This is a genomic window from Otoolea muris (assembly GCF_943193115.1).
GTDB classification, from domain to species: Bacteria; Bacillota; Clostridia; order Lachnospirales; family Lachnospiraceae; genus Otoolea; species Otoolea muris.
This window is the reverse complement of record NZ_CALPCY010000012.1, coordinates 1-22,143: the sequence shown is the minus strand read 5'-3', so window position 1 is coordinate 22,143 and position 22,143 is coordinate 1. Positions and strand designations below refer to the sequence as shown.

22 protein-coding genes are annotated in these 22,143 nt (G+C 54.5%); all 22 read left to right on the top strand.

The window, feature by feature from the left end:
• Window positions 1-336 precede the first annotated feature (336 nt).
• Window positions 337-813 carry a Na+/H+ antiporter subunit E gene (locus NFS31_RS09540; protein WP_251494025.1) on the top strand — a complete coding sequence of 159 codons (477 nt, stop codon included), beginning with the start codon at window positions 337-339 and terminating at the stop codon, window positions 811-813.
• Window positions 804-1,163 (top strand): MrpF/PhaF family protein, encoded by a 360-nt coding sequence (locus NFS31_RS09535; protein ID WP_251494021.1) that lies wholly within the window; start codon window positions 804-806, stop codon window positions 1,161-1,163. Before NFS31_RS09540 ends, NFS31_RS09535 begins: the two co-directional genes overlap by 10 nt.
• Window positions 1,160-1,513 carry a cation:proton antiporter gene (locus tag NFS31_RS09530; RefSeq protein WP_251494018.1) on the top strand — a complete coding sequence of 118 codons (354 nt, stop codon included), beginning with the start codon at window positions 1,160-1,162 and terminating at the stop codon, window positions 1,511-1,513. The genes NFS31_RS09535 and NFS31_RS09530 overlap by 4 nt, the downstream gene beginning before the upstream one ends.
• Window positions 1,510-1,782, top strand: a complete 273-nt coding sequence (locus tag NFS31_RS09525; protein WP_251494014.1) for a hydrogenase subunit MbhD domain-containing protein — start codon at window positions 1,510-1,512, stop codon at window positions 1,780-1,782. The genes NFS31_RS09530 and NFS31_RS09525 overlap by 4 nt, the downstream gene beginning before the upstream one ends.
• Window positions 1,757-2,740 carry a hydrogen gas-evolving membrane-bound hydrogenase subunit E gene (gene mbhE, locus NFS31_RS09520; RefSeq protein WP_251494010.1) on the top strand — a complete coding sequence of 328 codons (984 nt, stop codon included), beginning with the start codon at window positions 1,757-1,759 and terminating at the stop codon, window positions 2,738-2,740. The genes NFS31_RS09525 and mbhE overlap by 26 nt, the downstream gene beginning before the upstream one ends.
• A 1-nt stretch (window position 2,741) precedes the next feature.
• Window positions 2,742-3,125, top strand: coding sequence for a sodium:proton antiporter (locus tag NFS31_RS09515; protein WP_251494007.1), 384 nt, complete (start codon window positions 2,742-2,744; stop codon window positions 3,123-3,125).
• Window positions 3,122-4,663, top strand: coding sequence for a complex I subunit 5 family protein (locus tag NFS31_RS09510; protein WP_251494003.1), 1,542 nt, complete (start codon window positions 3,122-3,124; stop codon window positions 4,661-4,663). Before NFS31_RS09515 ends, NFS31_RS09510 begins: the two co-directional genes overlap by 4 nt.
• Before the next feature lie 15 nt (window positions 4,664-4,678).
• Window positions 4,679-6,160 carry a complex I subunit 5 family protein gene (locus NFS31_RS09505; RefSeq protein ID WP_251494000.1) on the top strand — a complete coding sequence of 494 codons (1,482 nt, stop codon included), beginning with the start codon at window positions 4,679-4,681 and terminating at the stop codon, window positions 6,158-6,160.
• Between the two features lie 13 nt (window positions 6,161-6,173).
• Window positions 6,174-7,706: a complex I subunit 5 family protein gene (locus NFS31_RS09500; RefSeq protein ID WP_251493997.1), complete on the top strand. Its 1,533-nt coding sequence runs from the start codon at window positions 6,174-6,176 to the stop codon at window positions 7,704-7,706.
• On the top strand, window positions 7,703-9,724 hold the full coding sequence (locus NFS31_RS09495) for a complex I subunit 5 family protein (protein WP_251493994.1): 2,022 nt from the start codon (window positions 7,703-7,705) through the stop codon (window positions 9,722-9,724). The genes NFS31_RS09500 and NFS31_RS09495 overlap by 4 nt, the downstream gene beginning before the upstream one ends.
• A 395-nt stretch (window positions 9,725-10,119) precedes the next feature.
• Window positions 10,120-10,824 carry a response regulator transcription factor gene (locus NFS31_RS09490; protein WP_251493991.1) on the top strand — a complete coding sequence of 235 codons (705 nt, stop codon included), beginning with the start codon at window positions 10,120-10,122 and terminating at the stop codon, window positions 10,822-10,824.
• 4 nt (window positions 10,825-10,828) lie between these two features.
• Window positions 10,829-11,944 (top strand): sensor histidine kinase, encoded by a 1,116-nt coding sequence (locus NFS31_RS09485; RefSeq protein WP_251494291.1) that lies wholly within the window; start codon window positions 10,829-10,831, stop codon window positions 11,942-11,944.
• Between the two features lie 211 nt (window positions 11,945-12,155).
• On the top strand, window positions 12,156-14,627 hold the full coding sequence (locus NFS31_RS09480) for a hypothetical protein (RefSeq protein ID WP_251493988.1): 2,472 nt from the start codon (window positions 12,156-12,158) through the stop codon (window positions 14,625-14,627).
• A complete protein-coding gene (locus NFS31_RS09475) occupies window positions 14,627-15,589 on the top strand; it encodes an ABC transporter ATP-binding protein (protein WP_251493985.1) in 963 nt (320 codons plus the stop codon). The genes NFS31_RS09480 and NFS31_RS09475 overlap by 1 nt, the downstream gene beginning before the upstream one ends.
• On the top strand, window positions 15,567-16,511 hold the full coding sequence (locus tag NFS31_RS09470) for an ABC transporter permease (RefSeq protein WP_251493983.1): 945 nt from the start codon (window positions 15,567-15,569) through the stop codon (window positions 16,509-16,511). Before NFS31_RS09475 ends, NFS31_RS09470 begins: the two co-directional genes overlap by 23 nt.
• Before the next feature lie 68 nt (window positions 16,512-16,579).
• Window positions 16,580-17,422 carry a deoxyribonuclease IV gene (locus NFS31_RS09465; protein WP_251493980.1) on the top strand — a complete coding sequence of 281 codons (843 nt, stop codon included), beginning with the start codon at window positions 16,580-16,582 and terminating at the stop codon, window positions 17,420-17,422.
• The gene (locus NFS31_RS09460) at window positions 17,409-18,710 is read left to right on the top strand and encodes an SPFH domain-containing protein (RefSeq protein ID WP_251493977.1); all 1,302 of its coding nucleotides are present in this window, start codon (window positions 17,409-17,411) and stop codon (window positions 18,708-18,710) included. The genes NFS31_RS09465 and NFS31_RS09460 overlap by 14 nt, the downstream gene beginning before the upstream one ends.
• Window positions 18,711-18,791: 81 nt before the next feature.
• A complete protein-coding gene (locus NFS31_RS09455) occupies window positions 18,792-19,199 on the top strand; it encodes a type II toxin-antitoxin system PemK/MazF family toxin (protein ID WP_251493973.1) in 408 nt (135 codons plus the stop codon).
• Window positions 19,196-19,420: a hypothetical protein gene (locus NFS31_RS09450; protein ID WP_251493970.1), complete on the top strand. Its 225-nt coding sequence runs from the start codon at window positions 19,196-19,198 to the stop codon at window positions 19,418-19,420. Before NFS31_RS09455 ends, NFS31_RS09450 begins: the two co-directional genes overlap by 4 nt.
• A gap of 18 nt (window positions 19,421-19,438) precedes the next feature.
• Window positions 19,439-20,503, top strand: coding sequence for a TFIIB-type zinc ribbon-containing protein (locus NFS31_RS09445; protein ID WP_251493967.1), 1,065 nt, complete (start codon window positions 19,439-19,441; stop codon window positions 20,501-20,503).
• On the top strand, window positions 20,500-21,402 hold the full coding sequence (locus NFS31_RS09440) for a TPM domain-containing protein (RefSeq protein WP_251493964.1): 903 nt from the start codon (window positions 20,500-20,502) through the stop codon (window positions 21,400-21,402). The genes NFS31_RS09445 and NFS31_RS09440 overlap by 4 nt, the downstream gene beginning before the upstream one ends.
• A gap of 102 nt (window positions 21,403-21,504) precedes the next feature.
• Window positions 21,505-22,143: IS701 family transposase (locus NFS31_RS09435; protein WP_251493961.1), on the top strand; the 639-nt coding region annotated here is incomplete at its 3' end.

Sequence of the window (22,143 nt, the reverse complement as noted above, 5' to 3'; positions counted from 1 at the left end):
GCAGGCGGTATATCCGTAAGAAACCCATAGAAAACCGCCGGCGCTTAGCGAGGTCTTTTCGAGCTTAGCGTCCGCTGCGCTTTTCTCTGAGCGGGAGCGCGGTTTCGTCGGATATACGGCCTGCTTCCGGCGTCCCCTTCACGCTCCCCCCCGGTCATTAACTTTTATCAGGCTACTTCAATTCAAACAAAATTTTAACCCCATATCCCCCTCCCATCTCCTTGTAATTATCTCCCAACCGAGTTATAATGTGAACACTTGATGAAATCACAGCGCTGCGCCTCACACCACTGCCCCGTGAACCGCAGCCGCTAATTGGAATCAGGAGGCGTCCTTATGTTTTTACTATTCATGGCAGTGTGGCTGATCCTAAATGGCAGGGCAACCGTGGAAATCATACTCTTCGGCCTTGTGATATCAGCCGCGCTGTTTTATTTTATGTGCAGATATATGGGGTATAACAGCAGGAAGGAGCTGCTTTTGTTCCGCTTATTTCCCCTGTTTATACGCTATCTTTGGGTTCTGGTGCAGGAGATTGTGAAGGCGAATGTGTGTGTGCTGAGGCTCATCCTGTCTCCCAGGCTGCAGCCGGAGCCCGCGTTCCTGTATTTTGACACGGATTTTAAGACAGGCGCGGCCAGGATGCTTCTGGCTAATTCAATCACCCTTACGCCGGGAACGATCACGGTTTCCGTAGAGGGGGATCACTTCTTTGTCCACTGCCTGGACCGGGAGCTGGCTGAGGGGATGGAGGAATCCGTGTTTGTGGAACTGCTTAAGCAGATGGAGGCGGTGGGAGAGAGATGGAGCTGATACAAAAAGCGTATGACGCGCTTCTGATTGGGAGTATGCTGGTTTTGGCGGTCCTCATTATTTTCAGCATGCTGCGGTCCGTGCGCGGTCCGGGAATTGCGGATCGGATCATTGCGGTCAATATGATTGGGACCATGATTATCATGATCATCGCGGTCCTGTCCGTGTACCTCGGGGAAAATTATCTGACGGATATCTGCCTGATCTATGCGCTGATCAGCTTTTTAGGCGTGGTGGTGCTCTGTAAGGTTTATACGGGCGTGTATCTGCAGAAAAAGCACATGAAGGCGGATCTGAACGCGATTGAGGACAACCTGACAGGACAGGGTGCAGAGGAGGAGAAAAAATGATACTGGAATGGATTCGTTTTGCGGTTTCTGCCGCGCTTCTTTTGACAGGGCTGGTATTTATGATTCTGGCCGTGTTTGGGGTCAACCGTTTTAACCGCGCCTTAAACCGGATGCATGCGGCGGCCATGGGGGATACGCTGGGGATCCTGTTTGTCATTATGGGGCTTATTACAATGCGGGGCTTTTCCATGGATTCTTTAAAGCTGTTTCTGGTGATTCTGTTTTTCTGGACCGCATCCCCTGTATCCGGGCATATGATCAGCCGTCTCGAGGCGATGACAAACCGGGATCTGGGCGAGATTATCATGATTCACCGGGAGACGAAGCAAAAGGAGGGGGAGCGCGGATGAAGGTATTTGAGGCCATCCTCCTGCTGAGCCTGATTGGGTGCGCGGTGTCCGTGGCTTTTACGAAGGATCTCTTAACCTCGATCATTATTTTCATGTCCTACAGCCTGATCATGTGTGTGATTTGGATTCTGCTTGAATCACCGGATCTGGCGGTGACAGAGGCGGCGGTCGGCGCAGGAGTTACCAGTATTCTGTTCTTTGTTACGCTTAAGAAAATCAGGGCAATCCGGAAGGAGGATCAGGATGAGCAGACAAAGGGATCATTATAAGAGCAGCCGATGGTATAAATTTATACAATGGGTGGATGGCGAGACAGATCCTTTAAGCCGGGGGATGGAGGCGCGCCCTGCGTGGCATAAGCCGGAACGGGACGAAGGGGCGGCGAAAAAGGAGGAAAAGAGCTCTCAGGAGCCGGTTGCCAGGGCGCAGGAGGGCGGGAGCCAGATTCTTAAAACGCGCGGGATACGCTGGTTTCAGCGCGTGTACCGGATTATGTCCGTCGTTTTGTGCCTGAGTATTATCCTGATCCTTTTGTGGACCGTCGCCTGCCTTCCGCCGTTCGGACATGCGGAGAATCCGGCGAATAATGAGGTGGCGGCCCGTTATATTGAACGCGGACTCCAGGAAACCGGGGCGGTCAACATTGTGACAGGCATGATCCTTGATTACCGGGCGTTTGACACGTTCGGGGAGTCGTGCGTGCTGTTTATCGCCTCGTGCTGCGTGCTGGTGCTTCTGAGGCTGGATTCGGAGAACGGGGGAGATCGCAGACGGAAGGGGCTGGAGGAGAATGACCGTGTTTTTGAGCCCAAAAACGACGTGATTCTGCAGAAATGCGCCTGTGTGCTGGTTCCCCTGATCTTTATATTCGGCATCTATATTATTTTAAACGGCCATCTGTCGCCGGGCGGCGGGTTTTCCGGCGGGGCCGTGCTCGGATCCGGGCTGATTTTGTACTTAAACGCATTTGGATTCAAACGGACAGAGCGCTTTTTTACGGAAAAGGTATACCGCCGGGTGACGCTGGGCGCGCTGACCTTTTACTGCCTGGCCAAGAGCTATTCTTTTTTCACCGGGGCGAACCATCTTAAGAGCGGTATTCCTCTGGGGACGCCGGGGGCAATTATCAGCAGCGGGCTGATCCTGCCTTTAAATATCTGCGTGGGGCTGGTGGTGGCCTGCACCATGTATGCCTTTTATACGCTGTTCCGAAAGGGGGGCATGTAGGATGGGGCGGCTTTTGTCTGTGAATATGGAGGCGACGGCGGCTGTGATCCTGTTCGGCGTAGGCTTTACCATGCTTTTGCTCCACCGCAACCTGATTAAAAAGATCATGGGCATGAATATCATGGATACCGCGGTGTACCTGTTTCTGGCGGCCAAGGGCTATATCGAAGGACGCACGGCGCCTATCGTTGTGGACGGGATCCAGGAAACAACGGGTTATATCAACCCTGTCCCGAGCGGGCTGGTTCTGACGGGGATCGTGGTAAGCGTGAGCACCACGGCGCTGATGCTGGCTCTCACAAAGCGGCTTTATGAGCAGTACGGCTCTCTGGATCTGGATGAAATCCTGATTCTGGCAAAGGAGGAGGAGGAAAAAAGGACATGAGCATTGTGCAGAATTTTCCGTTTTTCTCGATCATCCTCGCCATGTTTTCCGGGATCATTTCCTCGGTTCTTCCCGGTAAGCGCGCCAGAAATATAAGCCTTTTGATGATTGCGGCGACGACAGCGCTGTCATTTGCCGTGCTCTGCTTCTGTATGCGGACCGGGGAGAGCTATACGTATATGATGGGCCATTTTCCGGCCCCGTGGGGAAATGAGATCCGGGCGGGCGTCCTGGAGGGCCTGACGGCGTCCATGTTTGGGATCGTCATGTTTTTGTCTGTGCTAGGCGGCGTGAACCATACGGCGTCGGATGTCGAGGGGTCAAAGCTGAATCTGTTTTATATCATGATTGATCTGATGCTCAGCTCCCTTCTGGCCCTGGTTTACACGAACGATCTGTTTACAGCGTATGTATTTGTCGAGATCAACACGATCGCCGGCTGCGGGCTGATCATGATCCGCCAGAAACGCAAGAGCATGTCGGCCGCTATCCGCTATATGATCATGAGCCAGCTTGGTTCCGGCCTGTTCCTGATTGGGCTGAGCATGCTTTATGACGTGACAGGCCATCTTCTGATGAGCCCGGCCAGAGAATCCGCGGCGCTTATCTTAGACAGCGGGAGCTATACGATCCCCATGCTGGTAATTCTGGCCGTTATCAGCGTGGGCCTGGCCATTAAGAGCGGCCTGTACCCGTTCCACTACTGGATACCGGATACGTATGGCTACGCGACGCCGACGGCGAGCGCCGTGCTGTCGGGCCTCGTTTCCAAGGGATATATTTTCCTTCTGATCAAGATTTTCTACCGGGTGCTGGGGGAGAACTTCGTGATCGGAAGCCATCTGATCAATGTGCTCTACTGCTTTGGCGTGGCCGGAATGGTGATGGGCTCTGTGCATGCGATTGCAGAAAAGGATACGCGCCGGATGATTGCCTATTCCTCTGTGGCACAGATTGGCTATATTTACATGGGGATCGGCATGGGAACCGGGATGGGCATGGTGGCCGCAGTGTTCCATATTTTTACGCACTCCATTACGAAAGCGCTCCTGTTTATCAGCGCCGTGGGGCTTTATGAGGTGTCGGGGAACAGGACGGATTACCACAGCCTGCGCGGGGCCGCCTACCGGAATCCCCTGGCGGGGATCGGCTTTGCCGTGGGCTCCCTCTCCATGGTGGGCTTTCCCATGCTTTCCGGCTTTATCTCAAAGCTTCTATTTGCCACGTCAGCGCTTCACTGCGCGGGTAAGATGCTGCCTACCATAATCGTCCTGGCGGTCAGCACGACGCTCAACGCCGTGTATTTCCTGCGGCTGGTGATTACACTGTACTCAAGGCGGCAAAGCCCGGCGGGGGAAGCGGGCGCAGGCGGGCGGGAGGCGTTTCCCGTACCGGAAAAAAAAGGCCCTTCCCCTGTGAGGGGATCCTGGATGCTGGGACTGTCGATCCTCTGCCTGATTGGCTTAAACCTGTTTCTGGGAACTCTGTCCCAGCCCATTGTCCAGGCTATAGCAGACGGGCTGGCGATGTTTGATTAATAGAGGAGAATGGAAATGGAAGGACAAATCTTATTACTGTTTCCGGTCGTATTTCCGATTCTGGCCGGGATCCTTGTTCTGGCCGGCCGGAGGCTTTGTACCGACAAAAGGCTGGCTTCTCTCACGACGGCGGCCGTGCTTCTGCTCCAGCTTGGCCTGGTATTCGCGGCGGTGGTAAAGGGAGGAAGCCTTACGCTCTGGAAGCTTACGGATACGATATCGCTTACTCTGCGCGTGGATGGGATAAGCCGCCTTTTCGCGGTTCTGACCTCCGGCGTATGGCTTCTGGCGGCGGTTTATTCGGTTTCCTATCTCTCCCACGAGGAGAGGGTTTCCAGGTTCTGCGGTTTTTATCTGATCGTGGAAGGAGTGCTGACGGGGCTTGATTTTGCGGCTGACCTAATAACCATGTATGTCTTTTTTGAAATGATGACACTGACCTCGCTGCCGCTGGTGCTGCATGAGCAGACAAGGGAGGCGGTGCGGGCAGGCATGAAATACCTGTTTTATTCGGTCGCGGGCGCATTTCTGGCGCTGTTCGGCATCTTTTTCCTGGCCGGGGTTTCAGGCGGAACCACCTTTGCGCCGGGCGGTATCCTGACGGACGCGGCGCTTTCCGGCCGGGAGGGACTTCTTCTGGCCGCCTCTTTCTGCATGATCCTTGGCTTTGGCGTGAAAGCGGGCATGTTTCCCCTGCACGGGTGGCTGCCGACCGCCCATCCGGTTGCGCCTGCCCCTGCCAGCGCGGTCCTGTCCGGCCTGATTACGAAGTCAGGAGTGCTGGCGATCATCCGCACGGTTTATTATGTAATCGGAGCGGACCGCATCCGGGGGAGCTGGGTTCAGTATGTATGGATTCTTTTATCGCTGCTGACCGTGTTCATGGGATCCATGCTGGCTTATAAGGAGCCGGTGATGAAGAAGCGGCTGGCGTATTCCACGGTGAGCCAGGTATCGTATATTTTGTTTGGCTTAAGCCTTTTGCAGCCCGCGGCCTTTGTGGGGGCCCTGTCCCATATTGTATTCCACTCCCTGATTAAGAACGCGCTGTTCTTTATCGCGGGCGCGATCATTGTGATCACCGGGAAGACAAGGGTGTCGGATATGAGACGGCTCGGGCGCTTCATGCCCCTGACGCTGGGGTGCTATACGATCGTGTCCCTGGCGCTGGTGGGAATTCCGCCGGCCAGCGGGTTTATCAGTAAATGGTATCTGGCCGCCGGCGCTCTGGCATCGGACACAGGGGCGTTCCGTGTGATCGGGCCAGTGACGCTCCTTTTGAGCGCGCTTCTGACAGCCGGATACCTTCTGCCGCTTACAGTTTCCGGATTTTTCCCGGGAGCAGACAGCGCGGCGGAGGAAGAGATAACGGGGTGCGAGCCCTCCATGTGGATGCTCGGCCCGATCGCGCTTCTGACAGCCGGATCCCTGGTGTTTGGCTGCTTTCCCGGGCCGCTTCTTACAGCGCTTGCGTCCATAGCGGCTTCTGTGCTTTGACGGAGGGGTGATTATGAATAACATGTTGCTGGCTGTTCCGGTGCTTCTTCCTGTTGTCGGGGGCGGGAGTATCCTGTTTTCGGAGCGCAGCCTCAGAGGAAGGCTGAAGGACATCAGCCTGGAGTGCCTGGTGGGCGGGATGGTTTTGTTAAACAGCCTGATCGTTGCCTGTATCCTCCTGATACCGGGAGCCAGGGGCGAGGGGCTTGTCCTGTTCCGCCTTTTTGCGGATCTGACCGTCATGTTCCGGATCGACGGCATGGGAAGCGTTTTTTCCGGCCTGGTGGCCTTCCTGTGGCCGCTGGCGACCCTGTATTCTTTTGAATATATGAAGCATGAGGAGCGCAAAGACACGTTTTTTGCCTTTTATGTTATGACGTATGGCATAACAATGGGCATTGCGTTTGCGGGAAATCTGACAACGCTGTACCTGTTTTATGAAATGCTGACGCTGGTCACGTTTCCGCTGGTTCTTTTTCCGTTAAGCAAAGAGGCTGTCCGCGCCAGCCGGACATACCTGTATTTCTCGATCGGCGGGGCGGCCTTTGCCTTCATCGGCCTGGTATTTGTGATGGGCTTTTCCGCCACGGGGACCACGGCGTTCCAGCCCGGGGGCGCGCTTGATATGGAACAGGCGCTTCGCAGCCGGGATGTGCTGCTGTTTGTGTATGTGCTGGCCTTTTTCGGCTTTGGCGTGAAGGCCGCGGTATTTCCCTGCCATGTATGGCTTCCGAAGGCCACGGTAGCCCCGACTCCGGTGACGGCGCTTCTCCATGCCGTGGCGGTCGTGAAATCCGGGGCGTTCGCCATCCTGCGCTTTACGTATTTTAGTTACGGCGCGGAGTTTGTGCGCGGGACGTGGGCCCAGTACACGGTTATGGCCGCGGCGCTGGCTACGATTCTGTTCGGCTCTACGATGGCTGTGCGGGAGGTTCACTGGAAACGGAGGCTCGCTTACTCCACGATCAGCAATCTGTCGTATATCCTGTTTGGCGCGGCCCTGATGACGCCCTTTGGGCTGGCGGCTGCGCTGTGCCACCTGACAGCCCATGCCTTTATGAAGATCTGCTCCTTTTTCTGCGCCGGGGCGGTGATGCGTCAGACCGGGAAAACGTATATTTATGAGCTGGACGGGCTGGGAAGGCGCATGCCGGTCACATTTGCCTGCCTTCTGACAGCCAGCCTTTCCCTGATGGGGATTCCGCTTTTTGCAGGCTTTATCAGTAAATGGAATATCTGCCGCGCCGCATTTCTATACGCGGATCTCTGTACAGACGGGCCGGGAAGCTGGCTTCCCTATACAGGTGTGGCGGTGATCCTGTATTCTGCGCTGATGACGGGAATTTATATGCTCTCCGTCCTGATCCGCGCCTGGGCCCCTGTCCGCGGGGAGGAGACATCAGAGCCTTCCGCGGAGGCTGCGTCGGATCCCGGATGGATGATGCTGGTTCCGCTCGTCATCTTTGCGGCAGTGATCCTTTTAATCGGCCTGCATTCCGGGCCGCTCATGGAGTTTTTGACAGCGATAGGAGGGGAGGCTGGATGATGCTTTTGACCAGGACAGGGTATGACTGGATCCTTCCGGGCGTCTGCGGCCTGGGGCTGCACTTCCGTCTGGACGGCTTCCGCCTGATTTATGCAGGCATCGCAGTATTTATGTGGGTGATCAGCGGCATATTTTCACGGGAGTATATGGCCCATTACCAGAAAAGAGGGCGGTACTACCGCTTTTTCTGGGCCACTTTTGCCGCTACGGCCGGGGTCTTTTTATCCGCGGATTTATATACGACCTTTATCTTCTTTGAAATCATGTCCTTTACCTCCTATGTGTGGGTGGCCTTTGATGAGAAACGGGAGAGCCTTAAGGCGGCGGAAACGTATCTGGCGGTTGCGGTGATCGGGGGGCTGGTGATGCTGATGGGCCTGTTCCTGCTGTATGATCAGTTCGGGACGCTTGAGATGGATGCGCTCGGCCCCATGGCCGGGGATGTGCTGTCGCGGGGCGCTCAGGCGCAGCGGGCGCGGCTCTACGCGGCCGGGGGCCTTCTCCTCTTCGGATTCGGGGCCAAGGCGGGCTGCTTCCCGCTGCATATATGGCTTCCGAAGGCCCACCCGGCGGCCCCGGCCCCGGCCAGCGCGCTTTTGTCCGGCATTCTCACAAAGGCGGGCGTGTTCGGAATTATCTTTGTCTCCTGCATCCTCTTTACAGGGGACAGGACGTGGGGGCTGCTGATTGCAGGGCTGGGATTTGCCACCATGTTCATCGGCGCGCTGCTGGCGCTGTTTTCGACCAATTTAAAGAGGACGCTGGCCTGCTCCTCCGTTTCCCAGATTGGTTTTATCCTGACAGGGATCAGCATGGCGGTTCTGCTCCCGCAGACGGGGGAACATAACAGCCTGGCCGTGCGCGGAGCGTTCCTGCATATGCTCAGCCATTCTCTGATCAAGCTGGTTCTCTTCCTCTGCGCCGGGGTGGTCTATATGAACCTGCACGAGCTGGAATTTAACGAGATCCGCGGCTTTGGCCGGAAAAAGCCTGCGCTCCTGTTCTGCTTTTTGATGGGCGCGCTCGGCATCGGCGGCGTCCCCTTCTGGAACGGTTACATCAGCAAAACGCTGATTCATGAGGGGATCGTGGAATATATCGCCGCCATCGGCGGGAGCTTTCTCTGGCGCTGCGGCGAATGGCTCTTTCTCCTAAGCGGCGGGATGACCGTGGCATATATGCTCAAGCTCTTTGTGCTCCTGTTCATAGACCGCCACCCCGCGCGGCAACCGGAATTTGATTCCATGTCCGCCTCGTACATGAGGCCGGCCACGCGCTTCGTTCTGATCCTGGCCGCGCTGCCCCTCCCCATACTCGGCATGCTGCCCCATCAGGCCATGGATCGGCTGGCCGCCCTTGGGTCAGGCTTTTTCGGCTTAAAGGAGTATGGCCGCGCCGTGTCCTACCTCTCCTTTGAAAACCTGAAGGGGGGCTTTATTTCCATCAGTATCGGCCTGCTCCTTTATTTTGGAATTGTAAGGGTCTTTATGACAAAACAGGAAGAGACTGGAACCTCCTACGTAAACCTCTGGCCGTCCTGGCTGGATCTGGAACAGCTCCTGTACCGCCCGGTCTTGGAGATTGCCTTCCCGGCCATATTCGGCGCGGTATCCGGCGTGCTCGACAAATATATCGTATCCGTGTCGGTTACAATTTTTTTGTCCGTATCCTCCGTAGCCTGCCGCGCCATGGATCATCTGGCGGACGGCGTCATTGTCCTCGCCAGACGGACAACCCACAGCCAGCTCCCGGAGCCCGATACGCACAGAGAGGGGAACTGGCTGGCCCGCTTCTTCGGAAGCCTCGCGGACGGGACTGTATTCCTGTGGGATAAACTGACCGGGCGCATGGAGCTCTATGGCAAACGGAGAAGCGCTGTAAGCCGGCTGTCAAATAAAGAGATACGAATCAAGTATATCGGAAGTCTGGTGGAAGAGAGCTTTTCCTTTGGGCTGATGCTGTTCTGCATCGGACTTTGCGCGACGCTGGGGTATCTGCTGTGGGTGCTTCTGGCATAATCAGTGGAGTAATACGCAAGATAATGTCTGGTTACGCGAAGTGAACTATTGCCGGGGAGGGGGTGTCGTGAGAGGGCCGCCAGAGTCCGATTATAAATCCAACGGAACCCCGCTCCCGCTCGGAGAAAAGCGCAGCGGACGCTAAGCTCGAAAAGACCTCGCTAAGCGTCCGCTGCGCTTTTCTCCGAGCGGAAGCGGGGTTCCGTTGGATACAGGAGCTGGCGCTGGCGGCCCCCCTTTCAGCTAATCCCCCTCATTTCCACATTCCTCCAAAAATGTAAGAGAAATTTAAAGCAAAATCCCTCCCCATATGGTAAACTAATATCATTGCAAAGCAACCAAATCAACATACAGCTTCTGCGTGCATATGCTTTACGAATGAGGGAGGGCTTTTTATGTCAGAAATCAGCATTCTGGTAGTGGATGATGAGAAGGAGATCGCGGATCTGGTCGAGATTTACCTGGTCAGCGATGGATATAAAGTATTTAAGGCGGATAACGCCCAGAAGGGGCTGGAGCTTCTGGAGAAGGAGAGCGTCCAGCTCGTGCTCTTAGATATCATGATGCCGGGCATGGACGGGCTGGAGATGTGCAAGCGGATCCGGGAGACAAACAATATCCCGATCATTATGCTCAGCGCCCGTTCCACAGACTTAGACAAGATTCTGGGACTGGGGACCGGGGCCGACGACTATGTGGTAAAGCCGTTTAATCCGCTGGAGCTGACGGCCCGGGTGAAGTCGCAGCTTCGGCGCTATACGCAGCTAAACCCGCAGAGCAATGCCCAGGAATCGCAAAAGAATGAGATTACCATCCGTGATCTGACGATCAACAAGGACAATCACAAGGTCATGGTTGGCGATGAGGAGATCAAATTAACGCCCATTGAATTTGATATTCTGTACCTTCTGGCCTCGAATCCCGGCCGTGTGTTCAGCACGGACGAGATTTTTGAGAAGGTGTGGAATGAAAAGGTGTATGAGGCGAATAACACGGTGATGGTACATATCAGAAGGCTGCGGGGGAAGATGAAAGAGGATACCAGACAGACCAAGATCATCACAACGGTCTGGGGGGTAGGATATAAAATTGAAAAATAGGGATATGAGTACGCGGTTCCGCACGAGGATCGTGACCAATATTTTCTACAGCGCCCTCATCGCCTGCCTGGTCGAGGTATTTTTGATTGCCAATGTCTCCATGATTACAGGGTATCTGAAGGAGACAAGGTATGCGGAGTCCTTTTTTCTCCAGTTGACGGAGATGGATACGCTGATGACGCTTTTTTATGTGCTGTTCGGGATCGGTCTTTTTACCCTGACCTTTCTCGCCCTGCAGGAGAAGTCGCTGCGCTATATCAGCCGCATCTCGGCTGCGATTCAGAATATTTCCGAGGGAGATTTAAATACCACCATCGAAGTGGCAGGGGACGATGAATTTACGGCGATGGCCGTGAACCTGAATAAGATGGTGGAGGACATCCGGCGCCTCATTGACAGGGAGCGCGAGGCGGAGCGGACTAAGCATGAGCTGATCACGAATGTGGCGCACGATCTGCGCACGCCCCTGACCTCTATCATCGGCTACCTGGAGCTTCTGTCCGGCCAGGTGGAGATCCCGCCCGAGATGCAGGCCAAGTATATTGCCATTGCCTGCGCCAAATCAAAGCGCCTTGAGAAGCTTATAGAGGATCTGTTCGGCCTGACCAAGATGAATTACGGAAAAGTATCCATGCACGTGACAAAGGTGGATATTGTAAAGCTCTTAAGCCAGCTTCTGGAGGAGTTTTACCCCAGTTTTAAAGATAAAAATTTATCCTATGAGCTGCAGAGCAATGTTCCGGCCAAGACGATCTCAGCCGACGCAAACCTTCTGGCGCGCCTGTTTGACAATCTGATCAACAACGCGATCAAATACGGGGCCGACGGAAAACGGGTTCTGGTCAATATTCAGGCCGTGGAGACGACGGTCGCGGTTTCTGTGACAAATTACGGCTATGTGATCCCAAAGGAAGAGCTTCCGTTTATTTTCAACAAATTTTACAGGGTTGAGCAGTCGCGCTCCACAGACACCGGGGGGACGGGGCTGGGGCTGGCGATTGTCAAGAATATTGTGGACATGCACGGAGGCGCGATTCAGGTTTCAAGCGATCTGAACGGGACGGTGTTCGTTGTAAAGCTCAAGACAAATTTTGATATTAACAAAGAAAATTTTGGGTGACAGTTCAGGCAGGTCTGCGCAATGCTTGCGCTGACCGTACGAAAACGTGGCGGCAGCAGGCATCCGCCCCATCGCGAAGCGATTTTCATGGGCAGATGCCGTAACGGTTCAGGTTGTCTGAACTGTTACAATTTTGGGTGACGCGTAACCGTCCGGACGGCTCTGGACAGTTACGGCAGCGCTCCACACTGCAGCCCGGGAGGATAGCAGGATGAAGGAATATATGAGGTCAGGAAGGCTGAGAGCCCTTCTGTCAGCCGCCGCTGCGGCTCTTTTGCTCTCTGCGTTTTTTATGCGGCCCGGACGGGCGTTTGCCGCAGCTTTGACGGATAAGGAGGGGGCTCTGTCCATGGAAGTCTCCTTTGGTTACGGCGATACGGCAAAGGCAGAGCGCTATGTGCGGCTGCGCGTCTTTCTGAAAAATGACGGCGGGGAGGATTTTTCAGGGAACTTAGAGCTTTTGACCACAGAGTCAAGCCTGGAGGCATACCGCTATGATTATCCGGTTGCCGTGGCGGCCGGAGAGCGTCTGGAGACGGTGTGCGATATCCCTCTGGGCATAAGGGCGGATCAGATTTACGTGCGCGTCACGGATCAGGAAGGCGCGCGGATACTGCAAAAGCGTGTCAAGCTCGGCATCAGCCGCAATGTCAGCGAATGCTTTATCGGGGTGTTCAGCGACAGCCCGGAGAAGCTGGAATACTTAGACGGGGTGGGGATCTATTACGGCTCTATTAAGACCAGGCTTTTGAACTTAAACGCCGGCCTTGCGCCGGAGGATCCTCTGGGCTATGATCAGCTTGATCTGATTGTGGTGTCAGACTATGACTTAAATCAGCTCTCGGAGGCGCAGCACAACGCCATCCTTCGCTGGGTGGAGAAGGGCGGAAACGTGCTTATCGGCGGCGGGGAGCGCTACCGGGAGTCCATGGGGCGGTTTGCGGGAGAGATTTTGGAAAAGGTGTACGGGGAGCCGTCCTACGCAGAGGTGAACCTGGGCGCAGAGTATTCCAAAAGCGCTCCGCAGGAGGCTGTGATGAGGCTTCTGTGTGTGAATGCAGAGCTGAAAAACGGCAATGTTCTGATGCAGGGGAATTTCCCTCTTCTGTCCTATGTGCAGAGGCGTAAAGGGCGCGTCGCGGCGGCTGCCTTTGCGCTTGAGGACATCGGCCTCTTCTGCGGGGATCATCCGGCCTTCCTGGAGCATTTCTATACGATGATTTTCGGGGAGGACCGGGTGGAGCAAATGTCCATGCAGGATTATTCCGGATTTTCCCAGCTCTACTTCTCCGTGCAGGGCTTAATCAACACAGGGGACACGGGGCGGCTGCCCGGCGTGGCTGCCTATACGCTGGTGATCATTGTTTATCTGGCGTTTATCGGGCCGGCGCTTTACCTGTTTTTGAAGAAGCGCGGGAGCCACCGCTACTATCTGGCCGGGGCCGCCGGCTGCGCCCTTGTATTTACAGGCATTATCTATATAATGGGCGTCAAAACACGTTACAGGGGCCCGTTTTTTACGTATGCGACCATACTGGACGCGTCCGGGGGACAGGCGCAGGAGGAGACGTATGTCAATATACGCAGCCCCTATAATAAACCATTCACGGTGAGCATCCGGCCGGAATATACGATACGTCCGGTGACGAAAAGCTATTACTATGACGCGGCTTCTGCCGTCAGCTTTACGGGCGAGGAGACGTATAAGACGAACATCAGGTTCCTGAAGGACCGGACAGACATACGGATCCGGGATACGGTTGCCTTTACGCCGCGGCTTTTTATGCTCACACAGGAGCTTCCGGGCGCTAAGGCCATGGAGATCGGAGGCATGGTCTCCTATTTTGAGGGAAAAACAGGCGGCCGGATCGTCAACCGGTTTGACTGCCGCCTGGAGGATGCGGCTTTGCTGCTGTTTGGCAAGGCGATCCTTTTAGGCGACCTGGAGCCGGGGGAGGAGCGCAGCCTGGAGGACTGCGAGGTCCTGAACTACCCGCTCAGCTATACGAATGCGCTCGCGCAGAAGCTGGCCGGGGGAGATGCGTATGAGAAAGCGGATATTTATGACGAGGGCTATATGCGCTATCAGGAGCGCAGCCGGCTTCTCAGCTTTTATCTGGATTCACGGATGGATCTGGGCGTCTCGGAGGCCAGGCTCATCGCTTTCTGCCCGGATATCAGCGGGGACGGCTTTTTGACCGGCGGCGATTTTACGACAGAGGGCCTTTCTATGGTGACATCCACCATAGAGCTGAACCGCGGGGAGGGCGGGCTCGTATACCGTCCTGCGCTGCAGCAGAGGCCCACGGTCATTTCCGGAAATTATGAGGCTTCCTATAACAGCATGTATGTGGGGGAGGCAAAGGAACCGGCGGTTGTGGAATATTCCCTTGGAAATGATTTGGAGATCCAGAGGCTCAGTTTTGAAACGGTCTCTCCCTGCTTTGTGAATAATCCCAGGTATCCGTATCTGTCGGCTTTTGAGGGGAAGATGTATTTCTATAACCACGATACAGGGCACAATGATTTGATGGAGAACAGGGAGAGCTTCACGGCCGAAGAGCTCAAGCCGTACCTGTCCCCCACGAATACGCTGACTGTCAAATATGTGGATGAGAACCAAAACGAATACGGGTGGGAGCGCCATCTGCCGATGATGTACGTGACGGGAAAGGAGAAGTGATGCTGGAAATCAGGAAATTACAGAAGCGGTACGGAAATTTCCAGGCGCTGGACGGCCTTGACCTCACGATCCCGGAGGGGGAAATCTTTGGCTTTGTAGGCCCGAACGGGGCCGGAAAGACGACGACCTTAAAGATAACGGCAGGACTCCTCTCTCCGGACAGCGGTTCGGTCATGATTGACGGGGTGGACGCGCTGGCGGACAACCGCGGCCTTAAGGAGAAGATCGGCTATGTTCCGGATTTCTTCGGCGTTTATGATAATCTGAAGGTATCGGAGTACATGGAATTTTTCGCTTCCTGCTACGGGCTTGAGGGGCGGGAGGCCAGAATGCGCTGCTGTGCGCTTTTAGAGCAGGTCAAGCTGGAGGACCGGGCGGATTTTTTTGTGGACGGCCTCTCCAGGGGGATGAAGCAGCGGCTCTGCCTGGCGAGGGCTCTGCTGCATGATCCGAAGCTTTTGATTCTCGACGAGCCGGCCTCGGGCATGGATCCCAGGACGAGGATGGAATTTTCGGCCATGCTGAAAGAGCTGCGGGAACAGGGAAAAACTTTGCTTGTCAGTTCCCATGTCCTCTCCGAGCTTTCCGGGCTTTGTACCAGCATCGGTATTATCGAGCAGGGGCATATGGTGCTTGAGGGCAGCATGGAGCATATTACCGAGCAGGTCAATTCTTCAAAGCCTCTTCTGATCCAGGTGTTCAGCAACATGGAAAAGGCGCTGGCCATCTTAAAGAGCCATCCCTGCGTGCAGACGATCGCCGTTAAGCGGGATGAGATCAAGGTGGGCTTTCTGGGAGACCGACAGGATGAAGCCGCCCTGCTGCAGCAGTTGATTGACGCGGATGTAATGGTCAGCGGTTTTATGAGGGAAAAGGGCAGCCTGGAATCGCTTTTTATGCAGGTGACTGCCCGCGAGGACGAAAAGGCGGTGATACGACATGAAATGGAATCCGGTTTATAGGCGGGAGCTGACAATTAACAGCCGCAGCGTCAGGCTGGCGGCGATTCTCCTGATTTTCGACAGCATCCTGGCTGTGGCGGCGCTGCTTAATATGTATTCTGTGGTTGGCCAGGTGAAGGTTACGGCAGAGATCCAGTATTCGCGTTTTCTGGAGCTTTATACTTTTGTGTCCTCCATCGAATTTATTATGCTGATGTTTATTATGCCGGCCCTGACGGCCAGCAGCGTCAGCGGCGAGCGTGAAAAGCAGACGCTGGAGCTGATGCTGACCACAACCATGAAACCGCGGGAGATTATTCTGGGAAAGCTCTTTTCCGCCCTGACAATGATGCTCCTTCTGGCGGTATCCGCGCTTCCGATCCAGTCCCTTGTATTCGTCTACGGCGGCATTACCATAACCGATATGGCGATGCTGTTCGTCTGTCACGGCATTGTGGCGGCATTTACGGGCGGGATCGGCATGTTTTACTCCTCCCTGTTCAAGCGATCCACGATCGCGACGGTGTGCGCCTATGCGACGATCGTGATTCTGGCGGCGGGAACGTATGCGCTCAATGTGTTTGCCTACCGCATGGATATGAATGAAATAAACACCTATCTGAATGCGCTGAACGCCTCGGCGAGGCAGGCGAGCTCCGGCGGTTTTATCTATCTTCTTCTGCTGAATCCGGCGGTTACGTTTTTTGCGGTGATTACCAGGCAGGCGGGCAGTGGGAATGTACGGCTGGCGTTTGAACAGTGGTTCGGGGCGCAGCCGGACAATGCGGTGACGGCGCACTGGATTCCTGTCAGCCTGTGTCTGCAGCTTTTGGCGGCGGTTGTCCTGATTGCGGCGGCGGTGCACACGATTACGCCTGTCCATAAGGGACGGAAAGGGAGCGGGAAGGCGGTTGTGCGCGGGAAAGCGGCGCTGAGGGTTTGAATTAAGGGGGCATTGCGAAGGAAGCCGGAAATGACAGATTGAGAACATGGGGATGAAAGGAGACTGGTATGCTGAAAATTGGCTGTCATTTATCATCATCAAAGGGGTATGCGGCTATGGGAAGGGAGGCGCGGCGGATCGGGGCTGATACGTTTCAGTTTTTTACGCGCAATCCCAGAGGCGGGAGCGCAAAGCAGCTCGATCCGGAGGATGTGGCGGAGTTTCTGGCGTTTGCACGGGAGCAGGGGATTGAGAAGATTTTGGCGCATGCGCCTTATACGTTAAATGCCTGCTCGGCGGATCCGCATGTCCGGGAGTTTGCGCGGAATACGATGGCGGATGATTTGGAGAGGCTGGAATATACGCCGGGGAATTATTATAATTTCCATCCCGGCAGCCATGTAAAGCAGGGGGCGGAAAAGGGCATTGAATATATTTCAGGGATGCTTAATACGGTATTAAAGCCGGGACAGCATACGACTGTGCTTCTGGAGACAATGTCCGGAAAGGGCAGCGAGGTCGGGCGCAGTTTTGAGGAGCTTCGGGCCATTCTTGACCGGGTGGAGCTTTCGGATCAGATGGGCGTCTGCCTGGATACGTGCCATGTGTGGGACGCAGGATATGATATTGCGGGAAATTTGGACGGCGTACTGGAGGAATTTGACCGGATTATTGGTTTGGGGCGTTTAAAGGCGATTCATTTAAATGACAGCATGAATCCGCTCGGAGCGGCAAAGGATCGGCACGCGAAGATCGGGGAGGGGCGTATCGGTTTGCGGGCGCTTTCCGGGGTGGTATGCCACCCGGCATTGCGGGAACTGCCGTTTTATCTGGAGACGCCGAATGATCTGGACGGATATGCGCGCGAAATTGCGCTTATGAAGGAGGAATGGAAGAATGGGAATTATTAGAGCAGCAGGAAAGGCAATCGGCGGCGGGCTGGCTGATCAGTGGCTGGAGGTTATAGAGCCGGGCGATATGGGGGATCAGACGGTCTTTGCAGCGGGCAGAAGGATCCGCAGAGGCGAAAATGTTAAGGGAACGGACGGAACGGTTTCCAACGGCTCTGTGATCCATGTATACCCGAATCAGTTTATGATGCTGGTGGATGGGGGCAAGGTCGTGGATTACACGGCGGAGGAGGGCTATTATAAGGTGGATCAGTCGTCCATGCCCTCCCTGTTTAACGGCCAGTTCGGAGACGCGCTGAAGGAATCGTTTGACCGGATCCGCTATGGCGGCCAGACTCCGAAGGCGCAGAAAGTTTTTTATATCAACCTTCAGGAGATCAAGGGGATTAAATTCGGAACCCGCACGCCGATCAACTATTTTGACAATTTTTACAACGCGGAGCTTTTTTTGCGGGCCCATGGGACGTATTCGATCAAGATCACGGACCCGCTCCGGTTTTATGCGGAGGTGATCCCCAAGAATGCGGATACGGTAGAGATTAATTCGGTCAATGAGCAGTATCTGGCGGAGTTTTTGGAAGCGCTGCAGACCTCAATCAACCAGATGTCCGCGGACGGCGTGCGGATTTCCTTTGTGGCCTCCAAGGGGCGCGAGCTGGGGAAATATATGTCGGATACGCTGGACGAGGACTGGAAGAAGATGCGCGGCATGGAGATCCAGTCCGTGGGCATCGCCAGCATTTCCTATGACGAGGAATCCCAGAAGCTGATCAACATGCGCAACCAGGGCGCGATGCTCGGCGACCCGACCGTGCGCGAGGGATACGTGCAGGGCGCGATTGCAAGGGGACTGGAAGCGGCCGGCTCCAACTCTGGAGGCGCGATGGCCGGATTTATGGGCATGGGAGCCGGGATGAATATGGGCGGCGGCTTTATGGGCGCGGCGTCGGCGTCGAACCTGCAGCAGATGCAGATGGGGCAGGCGCAGGGCGGCCGCGGCCAGGGCGGATATGCAATGGGCGCCGCGGGAGCGGGTCCGAATGCGGCGATGGGGATGAATGCGCCGGCCGGGATGAATGCCGCGCCGGGTAATGCAGGGATGGGAGCGAGCGCGGCGATGGGGGCGAATGCAGCCGGCGGGGCGTGGACGTGCGGGTGCGGCCATGTGAATACAGGGAAATTCTGTTCCGAGTGCGGGTCGCCTAAGCCGGCGGGGCCGTGGACGTGTAGCTGCGGGACGGTGAACAGCGGGAAGTTCTGTTCGGAGTGCGGGAGGCCCAGAGGGTGAGATTGCATAGACATTCCGGCCTGTGTGAATGGTTTTGCGTTTGTGAGAGACATAATGTATAAAGTGAGATAATTGGAGGAAATGGATCAAAAAATTAAAATTCCTGTTGGTATTTTAGGAGCAGGGTCGGTGATATATATTGATTATCCCTTTGAGGATAAAAAAGAATATAAGAGAAGACCAGCAGTCGTTATATCATATGAGAACAGAAAAACGAAAGTGGTTTTGTTAAAAATAAGCAGCGTGGAAAAGTATAAGGACACTAAAAAGTATCCGTATGCATATAAAATTAAAGATTTACAGCAGAGCGGATTGCCAAAAACATCTTATGTATTAGCGGACAAAGAATTATTACTGCCGGATAATACACAGTGTGAGGGAACAGGGAGATTATCTCTTAACGATTTAAAAGCAGTCAATGCATTGCATAATCTGGCAGTCCTGGCAAATACCCAGACGACACTGAATTATGAAGGAGGAATAATATGATAGCGATTCCGAAAACGATATCTATGGAATTTGTCAGAAGTTTAACCCCAACAGATGTACGGGAAATACTTGAAAATGCGTCGAATGCGATTATTGATCAGGTAATTGGATTTTTACCAACGCCTACGCGGGAAAATTATTTAGAGGCACATCCGTTTTTAGATGATGGGATTTATGATGCAAACGGAAACGTGATCGGGGAAAAGCATCCGGAGGATTGATAATGGCGGTGAACAGACATGGCAGTAATTACGTATAAATGCCCCAACTGCGGCGGCGGTCTTGTTTTTGACCCCAAATCCCAGCAGTTTAAGTGTGAATATTGTCTCTCCGGTTTTTCGGAGGAGGAGCTGAAAGCGCGTACAGGGGCCGCAGAGGAAGAAGACAAAGCAGCGCCGTCCGGGACTGACAGCGCGCGCGCTGAAGCGGCTATGATGGTCTATAGCTGCCCGAGCTGCGGGGCGGAGATTGTGGCGGAGGAGACAACGGCGGCTACGTCCTGCTATTACTGCCACAATCCGGTGGTTTTATCGGGGAAGCTGGACGGGGCCTATGAGCCGGACAGCGTGATTCCGTTTGAGGTGGATCAGAAGACCGCCAGGGAGCGGTTTAAGGAGTGGATTGGAAAAAAGCGGTATGTGCCGGGCGATTTCTATTCCCCGGAACAGATGAAAAGGCTGGAGGGAATCTATTATCCGTACTGGACGTTTGGCTGTACGGTTGAGGGGAGCTTGAAGGCCGAAGGAATCCGCAATAAAGATTTGGCTGCCGTAAGCGGCTATGTGGATGTGGAGACGAGCCGGTTTGCGGTGGAGCTTGAGGGCGAGATGCAGATAGGGCATGTAGCCCGGGCGGCGCTTAAAAAAGCGGACCGCCAGTTGTCAGAACGGGTGCTTCCATTTGACATGGAAAAAACACGTCCGTTTAAAGCAGGTTACCTGTCCGGTTTCCGGGCGGAACGCCGGGATCGGGGACAGGAGGAATTTTCGGAGGAGGTTGAGTCAGAGGTCAGGAGCTTTGCCAGGGAAGCGCTTTTAGGGAATGTGTCCGGCTATGATCAGGTCAGGGTGCAGCAGCAGACAGAGAATATAAAAGACAAGTCATGGAGTTACTGTCTGTTTCCGGTCTGGATCATGACTTATCAGAGAAAAAAGGACGGGAAGATGTACTATTTTGCCATGAACGGCCAGACCGGAAAAATATGCGGCATGCTTCCTGTAGACGGAAAGAAACTGGCAGTCTTGTTTATGAGTGTTTTTCTGCCGGTCTTTTTACTGCTTTTAATAGGAGGATATCTGATATGAGTAAAAGACAGCTTCCACCTGGCGCGGCGGCGCGCTTCCTGTTTTCGCTTTTCATTGCTCTTTCCGTCCTGTTTCTGCCGGCTTTTTTTCCGGGAGGGACAGCGCTGGCGTCAGAAGCGCCCCGCCGCGTTTTTGATGAGGCCGGCCTGTTTGACGAAGGCGAGACGGGAGAGCTGGAATCAGCCATTGCTGAATTCAGGGAAAACTGGCCGTCGTCCGATCTGGCGATCCTGACTGTGGACGATGCAGAAGGGAAGACGGCGGCAGAATACGCGGATGATTTCTATGACAGCCGCGAAATAGGGAGCGGGAGCCAGTCAAGCGGCGCTCTCCTGTCCATTGACATGGATAACCGTGAAATCTGGCTCTCTACCTTGGGGGAAACTGCGGGAGTCCTTACCGACAGCCGGGTGGAACAGGTACTGGACGACGCCTACGGCCCTGTTTCAGAGGGAAACTACGCAAAGGGCGCGTTGGCGGCGATCAGCAGGATAGAGGCATACATGAAGGCCGGCGTCCCGGCAGGACAGTACAGCTCAGAGGGGGAAGCTAAAACGTATCAGGCCAGAAAACGTTCTCTGGAGTGGTATGAAATAGCCTTTGCTCTGGCAGTTTCCTCGGCTGCAGCGGGTGCTGTCTGTCTTACGACTGCAAACCGCTATAAAATGAAAGAGGAAAGCCGTCAATCCTTAAATTACCGCATGGCATACCGCGGAAGCAGCGAATTCCATTTCTCTAAAAATAAGGCGAACCTGATAGGAAGGACGGTGGCGAGGCATGTGATCGCGGGCTCAGGAATGGCAGGCCCGGGCGGCTCCCACAGAGGCCCGGGGAACCGCACAACCGTCCACCGGAGCAGCAGCGGGAGGATGCATGGCGGAGGGGGAAGGAAATTTTAGGCGTGGTTCAGAGCATTTTTCAAACACGCTTTAGTACTACAGCGAACTTTTGATGGCCTGCGCCCTCTTTTTCTGATATAATGAAAGAAAAGGGGTGGTATTATGATGAATCCAACCATGTTTGATCCGATTGCTTTAGAAAACTGGTATTCCGATGATGAAAACAGTCTTTTGCTTCAAACAGAACTGGAAAAATATTTTCAGAATTATCTTCCCTGCTTCCGGTCAGAGCCACAAAGAAAACTGTTCCAAACATTTATAACGGGTCTGTTAAGCCCGTTGGAACGTAAATCCATCGAACCGGTTGCACTCCATTTTTCCGGGGAGAAGTATGTCCGCCCCATGCAGCAGTTTTTTTCACGCTCCCCTTTTGAGGAACAGCCTCTCCTGGATATTTACCAGGAACTGCTTTCCAAACAGGTTGGGCAGGCCCCTGGTATGCTGTCCGTAGATGATACGTGTTTTGTGAAAAAAGGGAAACATTCCGCCGGGGTGAAGCGCCAGTACTGCGGCCGCCTGGGCAAAACGGAAAACTGCCAGTCCGGCGTATTCCTTGCTTTTGCGGGGGACAACGGGTACGGCCTTGTGGACTATGAACTTTACCTTCCGCAGGAATGGTTCGGGGAAGATTTTGCACAGCTGTACAAAGAATGCCATATTCCGGAAGAAAAAACATTTTCCACAAAAAATGAGATTGCTGTAAGGCTGCTTAACCAGGCAGTACACAGCGGTCTGTTCCAG

What these genes read in the sequence shown, in the direction of transcription:
- NFS31_RS09530 (WP_251494018.1), top strand. Translation starts at nt 1,160, where the DNA reads ATGATACTGGAATGGATTCGTTTTGCGGTTTCTGCCGCGCTTCTTTTG.
- NFS31_RS09540 (WP_251494025.1), top strand. Translation starts at nt 337, where the DNA reads ATGTTTTTACTATTCATGGCAGTGTGGCTGATCCTAAATGGCAGGGCA.
- NFS31_RS09475 (WP_251493985.1), top strand. Translation starts at nt 14,627, where the DNA reads ATGCTGGAAATCAGGAAATTACAGAAGCGGTACGGAAATTTCCAGGCG.
- NFS31_RS09450 (WP_251493970.1), top strand. Translation starts at nt 19,196, where the DNA reads ATGATAGCGATTCCGAAAACGATATCTATGGAATTTGTCAGAAGTTTA.
- NFS31_RS09490 (WP_251493991.1), top strand. Translation starts at nt 10,120, where the DNA reads ATGTCAGAAATCAGCATTCTGGTAGTGGATGATGAGAAGGAGATCGCG.
- NFS31_RS09510 (WP_251494003.1), top strand. Translation starts at nt 3,122, where the DNA reads ATGAGCATTGTGCAGAATTTTCCGTTTTTCTCGATCATCCTCGCCATG.
- NFS31_RS09495 (WP_251493994.1), top strand. Translation starts at nt 7,703, where the DNA reads ATGATGCTTTTGACCAGGACAGGGTATGACTGGATCCTTCCGGGCGTC.
- NFS31_RS09460 (WP_251493977.1), top strand. Translation starts at nt 17,409, where the DNA reads ATGGGAATTATTAGAGCAGCAGGAAAGGCAATCGGCGGCGGGCTGGCT.
- NFS31_RS09455 (WP_251493973.1), top strand. Translation starts at nt 18,792, where the DNA reads ATGGATCAAAAAATTAAAATTCCTGTTGGTATTTTAGGAGCAGGGTCG.
- NFS31_RS09500 (WP_251493997.1), top strand. Translation starts at nt 6,174, where the DNA reads ATGAATAACATGTTGCTGGCTGTTCCGGTGCTTCTTCCTGTTGTCGGG.
- NFS31_RS09525 (WP_251494014.1), top strand. Translation starts at nt 1,510, where the DNA reads ATGAAGGTATTTGAGGCCATCCTCCTGCTGAGCCTGATTGGGTGCGCG.
- NFS31_RS09505 (WP_251494000.1), top strand. Translation starts at nt 4,679, where the DNA reads ATGGAAGGACAAATCTTATTACTGTTTCCGGTCGTATTTCCGATTCTG.
- NFS31_RS09535 (WP_251494021.1), top strand. Translation starts at nt 804, where the DNA reads ATGGAGCTGATACAAAAAGCGTATGACGCGCTTCTGATTGGGAGTATG.
- NFS31_RS09440 (WP_251493964.1), top strand. Translation starts at nt 20,500, where the DNA reads ATGAGTAAAAGACAGCTTCCACCTGGCGCGGCGGCGCGCTTCCTGTTT.
- NFS31_RS09465 (WP_251493980.1), top strand. Translation starts at nt 16,580, where the DNA reads ATGCTGAAAATTGGCTGTCATTTATCATCATCAAAGGGGTATGCGGCT.
- NFS31_RS09515 (WP_251494007.1), top strand. Translation starts at nt 2,742, where the DNA reads ATGGGGCGGCTTTTGTCTGTGAATATGGAGGCGACGGCGGCTGTGATC.
- NFS31_RS09480 (WP_251493988.1), top strand. Translation starts at nt 12,156, where the DNA reads ATGAAGGAATATATGAGGTCAGGAAGGCTGAGAGCCCTTCTGTCAGCC.
- NFS31_RS09470 (WP_251493983.1), top strand. Translation starts at nt 15,567, where the DNA reads ATGAAATGGAATCCGGTTTATAGGCGGGAGCTGACAATTAACAGCCGC.
- NFS31_RS09445 (WP_251493967.1), top strand. Translation starts at nt 19,439, where the DNA reads ATGGCAGTAATTACGTATAAATGCCCCAACTGCGGCGGCGGTCTTGTT.
- mbhE (WP_251494010.1), top strand. Translation starts at nt 1,757, where the DNA reads ATGAGCAGACAAAGGGATCATTATAAGAGCAGCCGATGGTATAAATTT.
- NFS31_RS09485 (WP_251494291.1), top strand. Translation starts at nt 10,829, where the DNA reads ATGAGTACGCGGTTCCGCACGAGGATCGTGACCAATATTTTCTACAGC.